Source organism: Deinococcus deserti VCD115, assembly GCF_000020685.1.
In the GTDB taxonomy this organism is placed as follows: domain Bacteria; phylum Deinococcota; class Deinococci; order Deinococcales; family Deinococcaceae; genus Deinococcus; species Deinococcus deserti.
The window spans coordinates 21,406-35,538 of sequence record NC_012528.1 but is presented as its reverse complement, the minus strand read 5'-3'; the positions used below and the strand labels follow the sequence as shown (position 1 = coordinate 35,538).

Annotated in this window: 11 protein-coding genes; 2 read left to right on the top strand and 9 right to left on the bottom strand. The window is 59.6% G+C overall.

What is annotated here, in order from left to right:
- Window positions 1–412: 412 nt before the first annotated feature.
- Window positions 413–784 (bottom strand): hypothetical protein, encoded by a 372-nt coding sequence (locus DEIDE_RS16155; RefSeq protein ID WP_012694802.1) that lies wholly within the window; start codon window positions 782–784, stop codon window positions 413–415.
- Window positions 785–1,053: 269 nt separating this feature from the next.
- On the opposite strand from DEIDE_RS16155, the gene DEIDE_RS16150 reads away from it, so the two are divergent.
- Window positions 1,054–2,196 carry an LbetaH domain-containing protein gene (locus DEIDE_RS16150; protein ID WP_012694801.1) on the top strand — a complete coding sequence of 381 codons (1,143 nt, stop codon included), beginning with the start codon at window positions 1,054–1,056 and terminating at the stop codon, window positions 2,194–2,196.
- Between the two features lie 340 nt (window positions 2,197–2,536).
- On the opposite strand, the gene DEIDE_RS16145 is transcribed toward DEIDE_RS16150, so the two are convergent.
- Window positions 2,537–2,734, bottom strand: a complete 198-nt coding sequence (locus DEIDE_RS16145; RefSeq protein ID WP_041227995.1) for a hypothetical protein — start codon at window positions 2,732–2,734, stop codon at window positions 2,537–2,539.
- Window positions 2,735–3,428: 694 nt separating this feature from the next.
- A complete protein-coding gene (locus DEIDE_RS16140; protein WP_242403028.1) occupies window positions 3,429–5,015 on the bottom strand; it encodes a sulfatase in 1,587 nt (528 codons plus the stop codon).
- A 236-nt stretch (window positions 5,016–5,251) separates the two neighbouring features.
- Here DEIDE_RS16140 and recA point away from each other — a divergent pair, with 236 nt between their 5' ends.
- Window positions 5,252–6,286, top strand: coding sequence for a recombinase RecA (gene recA / locus DEIDE_RS16135; RefSeq protein ID WP_012694687.1), 1,035 nt, complete (start codon window positions 5,252–5,254; stop codon window positions 6,284–6,286).
- Between the two features lie 400 nt (window positions 6,287–6,686).
- Here recA and DEIDE_RS16130 read toward each other — a convergent pair whose 3' ends face one another.
- The 6 genes from DEIDE_RS16130 to DEIDE_RS16105 form a co-directional block, all read right to left on the bottom strand.
- Window positions 6,687–7,466 carry an ABC transporter substrate-binding protein gene (locus DEIDE_RS16130; RefSeq protein WP_012694799.1) on the bottom strand — a complete coding sequence of 260 codons (780 nt, stop codon included), beginning with the start codon at window positions 7,464–7,466 and terminating at the stop codon, window positions 6,687–6,689.
- A 24-nt stretch (window positions 7,467–7,490) separates the two neighbouring features.
- A complete protein-coding gene (locus tag DEIDE_RS16125) occupies window positions 7,491–8,321 on the bottom strand; it encodes a PfkB family carbohydrate kinase (protein ID WP_012694798.1) in 831 nt (276 codons plus the stop codon).
- Between the two features lies 1 nt (window position 8,322).
- The gene (locus tag DEIDE_RS16120; protein WP_012694797.1) at window positions 8,323–9,363 is read right to left on the bottom strand and encodes an SIS domain-containing protein; all 1,041 of its coding nucleotides are present in this window, start codon (window positions 9,361–9,363) and stop codon (window positions 8,323–8,325) included.
- A 72-nt stretch (window positions 9,364–9,435) separates the two neighbouring features.
- On the bottom strand, window positions 9,436–10,185 hold the full coding sequence (locus tag DEIDE_RS16115; protein WP_012694796.1) for a GntR family transcriptional regulator: 750 nt from the start codon (window positions 10,183–10,185) through the stop codon (window positions 9,436–9,438).
- 350 nt (window positions 10,186–10,535) lie between these two features.
- Window positions 10,536–12,437 carry a sensor domain-containing diguanylate cyclase gene (locus DEIDE_RS18240; RefSeq protein WP_012694795.1) on the bottom strand — a complete coding sequence of 634 codons (1,902 nt, stop codon included), beginning with the start codon at window positions 12,435–12,437 and terminating at the stop codon, window positions 10,536–10,538.
- Window positions 12,438–13,148: 711 nt separating this feature from the next.
- Window positions 13,149–13,988, bottom strand: coding sequence for a class I SAM-dependent methyltransferase (locus DEIDE_RS16105; RefSeq protein ID WP_012694794.1), 840 nt, complete (start codon window positions 13,986–13,988; stop codon window positions 13,149–13,151).
- Window positions 13,989–14,133: the final 145 nt, after the last annotated feature.

The following is a 14,133-nucleotide window of genomic DNA, read 5'->3' as shown; positions in this document are numbered from 1 at the left end:
ACGCTTGTTGCCATGTCGCCTGATGTACGACTCGACACCTGGCACACAGCGTTCGGGGTTCCGATGGGGTACCGGGTACGCTGATACCGAGCAACGGGTCGCCCTCGGCCATGGCGGGAACTGAGACATGCCGTTCTAAAGCGCGGAGAAGACCTGTAGATCATGTCCCTGAGTGTTCCGATATGCCCGGCAGACTCCGTGGGTTTCGTTGCTCGTCCGGCCTTCTCCTCTATGAGGGCTGGCTGGAATTGATTCATAGAGTGGTTTTCTCACCCATGTTCCTCATTTCAGATTGTCGTGATTCGCATCAACACGTCATTGTTATTGTCCCAAACCCTTGACTCAACCGCTAATCGTAATTTTCTAAGCATCAACGGTTGAGAACGGCAGGAATGCGGCACAGTACGCATCATCAAAAACGAAAATATCTTACGGCCGTCACATCCATAGAAATGTTGAGTGCATGCGCATATTCCCGCAAGGAATCCAGGACCGGGTCATTTTTCAGCAGTAACGGCTCTGAAACACCGATGCGGATCGTTCTCGATTCGACGTCGATTTCCATGGAATTGATGCGCTGAGCGAGAGACGGCTGCTGACGAAGCAACAATGCAACAAATGTCATGTCTGCTGGGACCTTGCGGGCGGAATATATCTTGACAAGGAGCCGTGTGACATCACTCGCAGGAACAGGCACCAACTGCACCTCTGCCAACGCGAAAGAGCTGAGCCACAGGATGGGGAGAAAAATCCATTGCTTGCGCCGACTGGGATGTACCGACATACTCCAAGGGTAGGCGAACAAGCTTGAGCAATCAGAACAAAGGAAGAAGCGGCCCACCTCACCTCATAATCAATGGCTTATTCCCATATGTCCGCCATTATTCGATATCGGAATTTTTTCCAATTCCAGAGCACCCAAACGAACCGGCATTCTGCCTGGACCTCTCCCATCGAACCTTCATGAGGCAATCCGCAGAGTGAATGGAGGCCGCTTCTTTCGGCTGGGCGTTAAGGTCAACAGGTATCGCACCAACAATTCCTGGAGGCACTATGCGCAAGCAGTCATGGAAGTGGGTCCTTGGTTTAGGTGGATGTACATTGCTTACTGCAGCGCTCGCTGGCGGTAGTGAAGGCGTCAAAGGAGCACTCGCCCGCTTCACCTCGACGCCCCCTACGGTGATCAACCGGAGTTTCCTTTCACCTCTTTCTGAGTATTTCGGCACCATTAGCGTGGGCCAGCACAGCTTCGTGGCCGCTAATACCGTCGTGCGTGCTGACCCCGGGCAGAGCATTTGCATTGGCAGCGATACTAATCTGCAGGACAATATTCTCCTGCTCGCCCTACGCAATCAACCTTTGCCCGCTGGTGGCTGCGCTCCACGCGCCACGACCGTCCGGGACCGCGTGAGCATCGCACACCAGGCCGTCATCAAAAACAGCGTCATCGGGAACTTTACCTTCGTAGGGTTCCGGTCCCGGATTGAAAACAGTGTGCTCGAAGACGGCGTATTCGTACTGCATGGTGCGGTCGTTCGGAACGTGCGCATTCCCCGCGACAGGCTGGTGCCTACCGGTGCGGCGATCACCACCCAGGCTCAAGCGAATGCCCTGCCCCTCAAGGCCGCGGCCAACTCGGAGTTCCAGGAGGAAGTTCTGGAGGTCAACGAGGAATTTGCCGAGCACTACGTTGAGCTATACCTAGAAGGAGGCTTCGATGCGGTCTCGGGGGTCAGTGCCAATCCCAAGACGTCGTTCAACCCGCGCGCGATACGCCCAACTCTGAGTGCCAATGTCAGGCTGGAAGAGTTTGCGCGCCTGGTCGGTGATGTCCGGCTGGGGGCCAACAGTGTGGTAGGCCGCCGGACCTCCATACGCGCGGATGAAGGAGCACCAATCATTATCGGAGAGCGTGCGGAAATTGAGGACCGGGTCACCTTCCACGCACTCAAAGGCACCAGCATTCAGATTGGCCGTAATCTTGATACCGATGACAACATCGTGTTCCATGGTCCCCTGACGGTGGGCGACAACCTGACAATCGGAGACGACGCGGTCCTTTTCCGCAGCAAGGTCGGTACTGGTGTGACAATCGGGAGTGGCGCCCTGGTGATTGATGTGACATTGCGGGACGGTGTCACGGTTCCCGAAAATGCAAAAATTCTGAAACAGGCTGATGCGGACGCATTGCGCTAATCTGCGGCACAATCAAATCTCCAGTAAACGGCAGAGCTTCACGATCGAGCAAGAAGCCGGAACGCCAGTCCCAAATACAACGGTCAGGATAGGGAAAAGCCCCCCGCCGGCCAGCGGCCACCACTGAACACGAGCAGCGCCTCGCGGCTAGCGGTCAGAGCGTCAAAATCCAATTCTGCATCAGTGATACGCAGGGGCCGAAAAATGAACTCCTCAGTGCGCAGACCGGGCGGGATACCCAACAACGGTATGCCAGGGCATCCTGTCCGCTTGTGGTGGTTCGCCGCGTCCAATGCCTGAAATCCTCCAGGCCCAGCGCCATCACGCAATTTTCAGTACGTCAGCTCAATGCCAAACCGGTGAGCGCGCCAGGTTCTGCCAGTGTTTGAAAGCGACCAATCAGGTACATCGAATTCATAGCGCCCATGCCGAACCGCCGGCGCAGCTCATGGACGGAAAGCCGACCATGGCGGTTACCGGCGCGCAGTTGAAGCATATCCAGGGTGCCAGGGATCCAGGTGCATTTCACTTCGATCATTTGAACTCCAAATGGTATGGACTCAGGCTCTGAAGCCTGGGGAGCAGGAAAAGTCGAGACGGAACGACCCGCAAGATGTTGAGGGAAGCTTAATAAAAGTGTACAGGTTCAATTTCGACTCTCTAACAAAGCATGTGTATGACACCTGTTGCTCATTTCTCAGCGAAGACACAGAGGTGTAATCTTCATGTCTGTCCCGATTCTTCTTGCTAGTTGTTCGATGTGCCGGGGCACCTTCGGCCAACCCTCTGAAGAATCAAATCGAGATTCTTCCCACTTCATCACTGACCAATGAAGACGTCTCAATGAAGCCTTCTCAAGATCCCGTTCAGAAAGCTCGGCGACGCAGCCAGCACACTGACACCAGTTGTAAAACACACCGGCCGAGTGAAGTCGGATGCCCTGCCTCCAGCGATACTGGAGGCTTTTTTCTGGACGGCAACTGACACTGAATGCTTCCGGATAACGCAGCGTTAGGCTGCTCCGCGGGAAGCATGCTGCACCTCGGCAAGATTCATCACTGGAGACCAAGCTCTCCACCTTGCACGAAATGTCAGAGTGCCGCCCAGACCTGAAAGTAACTGCTCTCGCGTGCAACCAGATGGACAAAAACACTTGTTCCTGCACCTCGGCTGGTCTGTGACTGTGTGTTCGATGCACAGAGGAACGCATCCTGAGTGAGGAGCACAGCCAGTCACAGCCGCAGGCGAGCAAATTGTTCTTGTGGTACCCCCAGTTGGGTCATGTGGGCGCGCAACTGTTCTTCCAGGCGCCGCATCTCGCGGGGATGCTCAACACGCAGGTTCTGCTGTTGTCCGAGATCAGCCGCGTGGTAGAGCAGGTCTTCCCGCGGGAGCGTCAGGTGCCGCAGGTCGTCCGACTGAGCCGGCATGCGCCAATGTGCGGTCTGGACGCCAGGAATGAACTGTCCGGCCACGAGGTCCGGGAAGACAGTTGGGCGCGTGTGGCGGGCCGGGTAGCTTCGGGCATCCAGATGACCAACCTGCAGGGAGTACCAGTGCGCCGGGCCAAGTCTGGGATCGTGGTCGCGCAGCAGCGTCCATTCGCCGTTTGTTACGCCCACTCTGGCGTTGGCGTAGCCGTACACCGCCAGGTCACGGTGATCTGTGCGCTGACCCAGAAGCACGGGCAGAAAGCTCCGTGAGTGCGGACCGGTACCCGGCAGGTTCAGCAGGTCGAGCACGGTAGCGTGTAGGTCTACGGGCTGCGTGATGGCCCCTTCTCTCCGTGCGGGCTGTCCGGGACACCAGACCATCAGCGGCACGTGCGTAAGGGTGTTCCACAGGGGGCTGGCAGGCTTGCCGATGCGCCCGTGTTCTCCCAGGTAGTGTCCGTGATCGGTCGTGATAATGACGGCAGTGTCTGGCCAGAGGTCGTGCCTTGACAAGGCGTCGAATACCCGGCCCAGCCAGGTATCGACCATCGTGAGCTTCCCAGCAAACTGAGCGCGGATCCACTGAAGTTCCTGCTCGGTCAGCGCGAGTTCGCCCTCGTCGCTGCGGCCGTACCGTGGCCAGGGATTAAAGTCGTCAGGCGCCTCATCGGTATACAGGCTGCGGTACGGCTCCGGTATGTGGAAAGGCTCATGCACATCGAAGCAGTCCACATGCAGGAAGAACCGTTCCTGAGTGTGATTGAGATCAATCCAGCGGGCCGCGGCGTCCATGACCCTGGGCGCAAAGAAGTCCTTCTCATGGGCGAAGGAGGCGACGTTACGCAGATAAATTCGGGCGCTTTCCCCGTGCTCGGCCACCATACGGCGTGCCCAGGACGGTTCCCCGCGCAGAGGCGCGGTGATGTGATTGTCATGCTCGTGTCCACGAATGAACTCGTACCCGGCGAAATCATGGTGGTAGCTGTGCGCACCCCACTCGAAGAAGTGGTAGTGGTCCGTGATGAGCTGTGTGGTGATGCCCGCGCGGTTGGCGTGATACGCGATGGGCTCATCCCACGGTTCCAGTGGTCCCCACCCGCGCCACCAGAACTCCTCCACGCCGGCCCAGATTTCGCGGCGGGCAGGCATGCAAGGAAGCGAACCTGTGAAGTGCCGATCGAAGATGACTGCGCGCTGGGCGAAGCCTTCAAGGTTGGGCGCCTGTACCCAGTCGTTCCCGTAAGCCCGCAGGAAGTGACGGTTCAACGAGTCGATCTGGATGAGAATGACGTTCCGGGGCATGATCACGTCCTTAGAGGCGGCGCGCTCGGGGAAAGTCACAGCGCGCCAGGGCTCGGTGCCGTTGACTGGTCCGGTTCTGAGCATGAAGTCTCGCCGTTAGCCGTGATTGGAGTTCATGACTCTATTCAGAGATCAGGTCTTGGAAGTAGGGCCAATGCATTTGGTTCGTCACCCTGTGAACTGGCAGCCTTTACCGCGCCTGAAACCCGGTAAACCGAACAAAAGTCCACATTTTAACCTAACCATACTGCTACAATTATGCTGGAATCATAACGCCCTGTTCTGGGGCTGCCCCTAGAGCGCCCCCACCCGGAGACCCCATGGATACCGACCAGCACAAAGCTCTGCAAACCGCCATGAGCCAGATTGAAAAACAATTCGGCAAAGGCAGCATCATGAAACTCGGCGCCGATAGCAAGCTCGACGTCCAGGCCATCAGCACCGGCAGCCTCAGCCTCGACGTCGCCCTGGGCGTCGGCGGCATCCCCAAAGGCCGCGTCACTGAAATCTACGGCCCCGAATCCGGCGGCAAAACCACCCTCGCCCTGAGCATCATCGCCCAGTCCCAGAAAGCCGGCGGCACCTGCGCCTTTATCGACGCCGAACACGCCCTCGACCCCGTCTACGCCCGCGCCCTGGGTGTGAACACCGATGACCTCCTGGTCTCCCAGCCCGACAACGGCGAGCAGGCCCTGGAAATCATGGAACTGCTGATCCGCTCCGGCGCCATCGACGTTGTTGTTGTGGACTCGGTGGCTGCGCTGACCCCCCGCGCCGAGATCGAGGGCGAGATGGGCGACAGCCTCCCGGGGTTGCAGGCCCGGCTGATGAGCCAGGCGCTGCGCAAACTCACCAGCATCGTCTCCAAAACCGGCACCGCCGCGATCTTCATCAACCAGGTGCGCGAGAAGATCGGCGTGATGTACGGCAACCCCGAAACCACCACCGGCGGCAAGGCCCTGAAGTTCTACGCCTCGGTCCGGTTGGACGTGCGCAAGATGGGCGGCAAGTCCACCATGGTCGACAATGTGGCGGTGTCGCACAGCGTCAAGGTCAAGACCGTCAAGAACAAGGTCGCGCCGCCGTTCAAGGAAGTGGAGCTGACGCTGCGCTACGGCCACGGGTTCGATGCCATGGATGACCTGGTCACGCTCGCCACCACTTTCGAGGTGATCAAGAAGGCTGGGAGCTTCTACAGCTACGGGGACGAACGCATCGGGCAGGGCAAGGAAAAAGCCATTGCCTTCCTGAGTGAGCGTCCGGATCTGCTTGCCGATATCCGCGAGCGTGTGCTCGCCCAGATGCGCGGCACCCCTGTCGCTCCCCTCCCTGAACCCGCCCTCTCTGCCGACTGAAGATCGCACCTCCGGGGTCACTGGTATGGCCCCGGATACGTCAGACGCCCGCATGCGGGCGTCTTTTCCTGTGGGTCACGCTAAGTCGCTGAGCAATTCACTGCAGGAGCGCGCTTCGATCATGTGCGGAGATATCAGCACTATTGGTTATGTACCGGTCGGGCATTGGACCCATCCTGCTAAACCTGGCCTGGATGATTTCCAGTCAACGAGATGCTCCGGACCCGGTCGGAAGTCGATACGGAATTGCCCCACCTCTTGTGGGGACCGGGGCTCGCACCGACGACAGCGTTCTGTACATACGGTTTGGAATATGTCGTGAAACCTATGCTCCTGCCCTCGTACCTTTTGGAGGTCGCTCCCGCCGTGTCACCTGAATCAGGAAACGGTATTCAGGCCATCAACCCGGAGTGACGGGGCACCGTACGTCCTGCCCGAAGTAGGCCTGAGAGAGCTTCGTATAGGTACCGTTCGCCATCAGGGTGGCGAGGGCCCGGTTCACCGCCTGCTCGAGTTCTGCGTTGTTCCTGCGCATGGCCATACCGATCCGCTCCGGGAACACCACATCCCCGATCTGCAGTTTGCCTGGCAGCACCTTGCTCGCGTCGATCGCGTTGAACCGGTCCAGAACCATGGCGTCTGCCCGGTTGTTCAACACGGCGTTCAGCTGATCGTTCGTGGTGGGAAAGGTTTTCACACCTCCAATGCCCGGGAGTTTCTGCACATATCCGAGGTACGAGGTGTTCACGCCCATGGTTACGACTTTGCCCTTCAGATCCTCGAGCGTTCGGGGACCGCCGGGGCGGGCGACAAGAACGCCTCCGCTGCAGTAGTGCGGGGTGGAGAACGTCACCGCTTTCAGACGCTCGGGCGTGATGCCGTGCGAGGCGATCACCAGGTCATACCGGTTCCGGTCCAGACCCAGCAGCAGGCTTTCAAACACCACGGTTGTCCACTGGGGCTTGACGCCCAACTGCTTTGCGATGGCGTTCCCAAGCTCTACTTCGAACCCGGTAAGTGCCTTGTTCTTGTAATGGTTGAAAGGCGGGTAGTTGCCTTCGGTAGCGAGCCGCAGAACACCCGACGCCTTGACCTGCGCGAGGGTCGCAGCGTGAGCAGGCGCAGCAGCGCACAGGGCGGGAACCAGAACCAGCAGGGCAGACATCCGGGTATGACACATGGGCTTCTCCTTATGACGTGAGGTTCAGGGCCGGGCGAGATGATGAGCAGGAATGGGAGTGCCGTAACCGAAGGCGCCGTGTACGGCACAGTTGCGTGCGGCTTCGTGCGCCCCGGCCGTTAGGGCTGCGGGAACGTCATGGTGGGTGGCCCAGCAGTGCAGGAACGCCGTAATAAAGGCGTCTCCGGCACCCAGAGTATCGACCACCGCTGCCGGCACGGGATTCTGCGTATAGAGCACGGTGTCGGTCAGAGCCAGCGCCCCCCGTGCACCGCGCGTCACAACAACAACGCCAGCACCGTACCCAGCGACCTCCTCGGCAAGCGCGGTCGCCTCTGGCAGCGGGTCTTCCCCGGCCGAGAGGAAGGCCACGTCCAGTTGCGGAGCAACGCGGGCCAGCAGGTCCGTTGTCCACTCGGATGAAAAGTCATAGGACAGGAGAGCAGCGGCCTGCCGGATGCGCGGCAGAGCATCGTCCAGCCGGCTGTAGATGCTGGTGTGCACCAGGTCATGTGCGGCGGTGAACGTCAGGTCGGCTTCGGTGAGGGTCCACTCGCCCTGTACCCCGGGGGCACTGCCGACGAAATAACGGTCCCCGTCACGGTGCTCAATGCCGCTCCAGGAGGTCATGCCCTCCATCTGACGGCAATGGCTCAGGTCTACGCCTTCTGCACGCAGAGCGCTGAGGATCAGTTCTCCAGCGGCGTCCGTGCCGACGCAGCCAACGTAACTGGCTGAATGCCCGAGCCTGGCGCTGAGTACCGCCACGTTTACGGCGTTCCCGCCGGGGTACATGGTGCCGTCGCTCAGGTAGAGGTCTACTGTGTTGTCACCGATGCCAAGCAGGCGGGGCATGTCAGTAGTCCGTGACCCACATGTACCGCCGGGTGTCCAGCGAGTGGTTGCGCTCGGCTGCCAGATGCTCAGCAAAGCGGTTGAGAGCAGCCTGAAGGGCGTAAGGGGCAAAGAGGGCGCGCACTTCGGGATCGACGCCGGTCATGGGCAGGTCCCGGGAGTCGTACTTCATCACGCGGTTGGTGTACTTGCGGCAGAAGGTCAGGGCCCGCTCGGCCAGCGGACGGCTGGGATCCTCACCGAGGAGCACCATGACAGGGGTCTGCGCGTCCAGAATTTCGAACGGACCGTGAAACCATTCTGCCGCCTCAAACGGCACGCTGTGCAGCCACTGCATTTCCATGAGCATGCATACGCCGAACACGTACGCGGTGGTAAAGACCGGGCCGGACGCCAGGTGGTAGAGGGTATGGTCGTCCCGGTAGGTGTGCGCGTCGGCGCGTCCCCTGGCGTCGCTGACTTCGGCGGACTCCACCAGGACAGCGGGCAGGGCGTCCAGCGAGCGCATCACCTGGTCGTACAGCGGGTAGCCGTGCCGGGCGTCGAGCAGTCCGGCCATCAGGCCCTGCAGCACGATGTAGATGCCGGTGTGCGCCTGTTCGGTTTCACCCATCAGGAACAGGTGCTGTGCGCCCTGCGCAAGGGGCTTGTCGGCTGTTGTCGTGACGACGAGCGTGCGGCAGGGCTGGCTCCGCAGGAACTGCGCTGCCTGAACGGTTTCCTGTGTCGTGCCGGACTTCGACGCAAGGATCACCAGGGTGCGCTCGTCCAGGTGAGGTTGCATCGCCAGGAATTCAGCCGGGAAGTACCGTTTGACCTGCAGGTCGGTGCGCGCATGATCCAGCCAGTACTCCAGGCTGAGCATGACGCGGTTGGGGGCACCGCAGGCCACGAAATAGATGCGGTCGATCTGGTGAGCGAGGTCGCGGCCAAGCGTTGCCGCTGCGTTCTTGGCCTGCAGTGCGCCTTGCAGGCTGTTGATAATGAGCTCGCGGTTGATGGGTGAGGCCACAACGGCCGGGCCAGCATCTGAAATGGTCATGCAACTCCTTGGTCTACTTGGTATAGACCAAGCGTAAGGGGAGGAGCCTGCTTCGTCAAGACGCCGTTCCATCTATCCTTCCTGAGGTCCAGGCCGTCCCTCGCCGATGTTGAACACCACGAGCCCCGGATGGTTCACCGATTTCAGATACTCGAACGGTTGCCCCTGTGTATCCTGCACAACCGACCGGTACAGCAACACGGCATGATTCACAGGCAACTTCAAGGCCTGCGCTTCAGATACGGTCGCGAATGAGACACTGATCAGGCTCTCCCCTACCGCCGCTGCAATCCCATACCGCGCCTCCAGCAGCTCATACAGGGACCCTCCCTCCAACAGGTCCTCAGCTGCCAGCCCAGGTACGCGCCGCGCCGGCAGATAACTGGTTTCCAGACAGAACGGCATGTCATCCACCAGCCTCAGTCGACGAATCGTCACAACCGGACTTCCTGCCGGCACAAGCAGTTTCTCCGCCACACCTACCGAGGCAGGGGTGACCAGAAACTCCAGCAGCTTTCCCCCTGCCCGTCCACCTGTGGCCGCCACCATTTGCGTGATGCTGTGCAGGTGGGCATGGTTCAGCAGACGCCGGACCCTGGGTGTGCTGACCCGGGTGCCTGTCGTGCTGTCACGCTCCAGTAACCCCAGTTTCACGAGGTTATCCACCGCGCGGCGAACCGTCATGCGACTGACTCCCAGGGTCTGGGCCAGTTCCCGCTCGGACGGCACCTTGTCTCCGGGTTGGTAATCCCCGCCATCAAGCATTTCCTGAAGGCGCTGCTGAACCTGCAGGTAGCGCCGTGGTGTTCCGTCATCGGTCATCACACCCAGAATGCCGTCTCTGGCATATCTAGGCCAACCTCTGCCAACCAGACGTCACCGGATCCAGCCAAAAGTGTGCATAAGCCCTGGGGCAGCAACCTTCCAGCACCCGACGTCAGCCTCGCATGTGTTCCCGCAGGTACGCACAATGACAGTGCACTACGACACCGAAAAGGCATCAAAGTGTGCATCTATGAATTCCTATGGATTTCGTTGTGACCATTATCCTCAACCAGGTAGTTCCAGATCACTGCCTGATTCGGACTGTGCATGCGGGTAAAAGCGTCAACATTTCCAGTGATGGCAGCTTCAGGTCGATCGCTGGCCACTTCATCAGCTTGCGCTGATGCTTATCTTGAGGCACCGTCTGCCGTGATGACACGGTTTCGCCCCTCGCGTTTTGCCCGGTACAAGGCAGCGTCCGCAGCCCGGATCAGATCGGCCAGATGGCGGCCATGCTGCGGAAAGGCGGCTACACCAAGGGAGACGCTGACCTGCTCCAGGGCTTCACCGCGACTTGCGAACTGTGTGCTTTCGACCGTATGGCGCAGCTGATCGGCCCACCGTGTCGCCTGGTCCAGAGTCATGCCGGGAAACACCATAGCGAACTCCTCTCCCCCGTAGCGGCAGGCCACATCCTCCGCGCGGATACATCCTGACAGGAGCTGACCCAGGGCCCGCAGCAGTTCATCCCCGGCCTCATGACCGTGCGAGTCATTGAAGTGTTTGAAATGGTCGATATCCAGCATGATGACGGCAATAGGATCATCACTGCGCTGAGCGCGGTGCAGTTCGCGTTCGAAGGATTCCTCCAGGTAACGCCGGTTGTAGAGCCCCGTCAGGGGATCCCGGATGGACTGCTGACGAAGGCTCTCGCGGAGCCTTAAGTTCACGATTGCCAGGGCCGCCGTCTCAGCAACGGTCTGCGCAAGCCGTTCCTGCCGCCTGGTCAACGGCGCTGCACTGCCAGCCTCCAGGTGCAGGAGTCCGACCGTTTCTCCCTGGGCCAACATCGGAACACACAGGGTGGAATGAGAGGCAGAACTGTGACGGCAATGAAGCCCTTCCTCGCCGAGGGCCGAGAAGGGTCGGCCCCGGCGCAGGCCCCAGCATTCGACCGGCACAAAGACCGACGAACTTGAGCTGCCACCGTTCCAGCTGATGGTCTCCTGAAGAACTGTCCTGGACGATTCGAAGGCATACAATGCCCCGCCCACGCCCGGAAACAATTCGGAGGCATGTTGCGCCACCACCTGTTCAACTTCCGAAATAGTCAGGCAGGCCTGCAGCATGTCGCTCATTTCACCCAGGAGACGCGTTTCACGGTTCCGCTGCTCAAGTTCGAGCACCTGCGTCTGAAGCTGCGCGCTGAGGTTCGTCAGGTCAGCCGTACGGGCCTCGACACGCCGTTCGAGATCCTCTGCGGCCAACCGAAGTTCCTCCTCCGCGCGCTGGATCTCAGTGATGTCTTCGACCATGGCGATAAACGACTGGGCCTCGCCGCTTGCCTTGCGCATCACAGAACTCGTGACTTTCACCCACACCACAGACTGGTCCCGGCGAACGAAGCGGTGCTGAATGCACGAGGTATGGACTCCATCCGACAGCAGCAGTTCGGCATGCTCCTTGACCTGCTCCAGATCGTCCTGGTGCGTTACGTCCGGATAGGTCAGCGCCAGAAGGTCTTCATGCGTGTATCCCAGGATATGGCAAAGCGTCTGATTCACGCGCTCCCAGTGCCCCTTCACACTGACATGGGCAATCCCCAGAGCCGCCTGATCAAAGATCGTACGGTACCGCTCCTCGCTTTCCCGCAGGACCTCCTCGGTACGAATCTGTTCGCTGATGTCACGCAATACGGCAGCAAAGAAGGTAGAGCCGCTGAACTCCAGGGGATGAAAGGCGATTTCGCAGGGAAAGGTATCGCCATTGCGGCGCTGAGCAAAAACCTTGACACGGTTGGCGATACGGGGAATACGTGTGGTCAGGTACCGGCGCATGCCTCGTTCATGGCCCTCGCGGAACGCAGGCGGGATAATCAGCGTGCTCAGATTCCTTCCTAACGTGTCCTGACGGCTGTAGGAAAACACCTGCTCCGCTGCCGGGTTCCATTCCACCACCAGGTTGTTCTGGTCTATAACGATCATGCAGTCCAGCGACGTCTGTAGGAGGGCCGTGGCAATGGCCCCGGTCAGTCCGGCACCGGCCTGGATCAGAGAAGCGGGTTGCGGAGGGTCATCCCTAAAATCCATCGCTGCACTCCTCAGCAAAGCAGTTCCAGAAACAACGGGACCAGGCGTAGCCAGGCGTCCACATACGGCTCAAAACGAGACGCTTCATCCTGTGAACAAGGGGCAGGTCCTTCTCCCCGACTGCCATCACTGGGCGGACCTTGAAGTCAGACAACCAGTGAATTATCCGAGATTCGGGGTACCGTCTTCCTTGTGAGGTGAGCATAGGGAAACAACACACAGCCAGCGAAATTCCTTTGTCAATCGTGAAGACCTTCAGGACCCGGCCCATCCCGGCCCCGTTCTTGACCCATATGCCGGTCAGAGGGAAGTCTTCACAGGCTGCCTTGTCAAGAGAGTGCAGTTTAGGCGAGCCGCTTTTCCAAGGTTTGCAGTCATCAAGACAGGAACCACCGCACTGTCATGAGGCAGGGAGTGACCCTTGTTGGGACCGCGCTATACCTAGTTCCTTGAACGAGCGCCGCGCTGGTTCAGCAGAGATGTAACGCCTTGCCCTGGTGAGCGCCATGCGGGACCGGTAACCAGGCGCTTACTTTCCAGGCTGTCTGGGACGCCTTCGAAAGTTGCTATCCCTATGCCTGCGCCCAGCCAGATGAACAACCCTGCTTCCCTGATCAGGCGCAGAATTCCAGTTACTTTCCACGCTCAGCCTTGAAGAGGTCGACCTGGGGCACGCTGCCGGTCTATCCCAAGGACCATCCGGAACATCCTTCACCTGTGGACTGCTGGCGCATCCCGTTTCACCGAAACGACCAGGGCGCGCAATTTCCCAGTCACGTCACCCGGCCCGAAACGGGCGGCTATCGCAGCGGTCGCAAGGTCAGTGGCCTGTGCGAGTGTTGTAGGCCCCCGTTCCTCCAGTTCATCCCGCATAGGCGTACCCTGGCAGAACGCCACAGCGGGTATATCCGGTGAACCCGCGCGGCTGAGTGCAGTCAGGAACGTGATTGCAGGCGTCTCGGTGAACCCCCCAGCCGCAAGGTCCCGAGCGATGACGACAGGATCGTGATACCCATAGGGGATCCGGGTGATGAAAGGCAATAGATCCTCCGGGAGGAGAGTACTGATTGCCTGGACGATGGTCTGAGGAAATTCGTTTTCTTCGATCCGGTCCCAGACATTGAATACAAACTCGCCGTGAGGACGGAGCACCCGCCTGACTTCCGCGAATGCCCTCGCTTTCTCTGGAAAAAACATGACCCCGAACTGACAAACCACCACGTCAAACGATGCGTCAGGAAACGGGAGGTGCTGGGCGTCCGCCTGCTTCCACTCGACGGGCCGCTCTGTTCCCGCCAATGCCGCCTGATCGAGCATCGGCTGGCTGAGATCGGAAGCCACAATCGAGGTTCCCGGTGGCAAAGCGTGGGCAAGCTGGCGGGTCACAACACCCGTGCCTGCGGCAATCTCCAGAACCCTGGCCGGCTGGTGTCCGGCCACTCGGGAAGCCAGATCAGCAGCGTAGGATTCAAAAATGAGCGGCACCAGGTACTGCGCATAAACTGATGGGATCGAGCCTGCGAACACGGGACCGGTCTCTGAAGGATGCATGAGACTCCTTATCGTCCCAGATCTCCACTCCAACTGCTGTTCGTGACCAAGACCAGTGGAACACTCTGAGGAGACTTCAGGGTAGCAGAAAATGGCTGCCAGCCAACCATTCAGGCGCCCATTTCCATAGAAGAAGCGGCAGGTA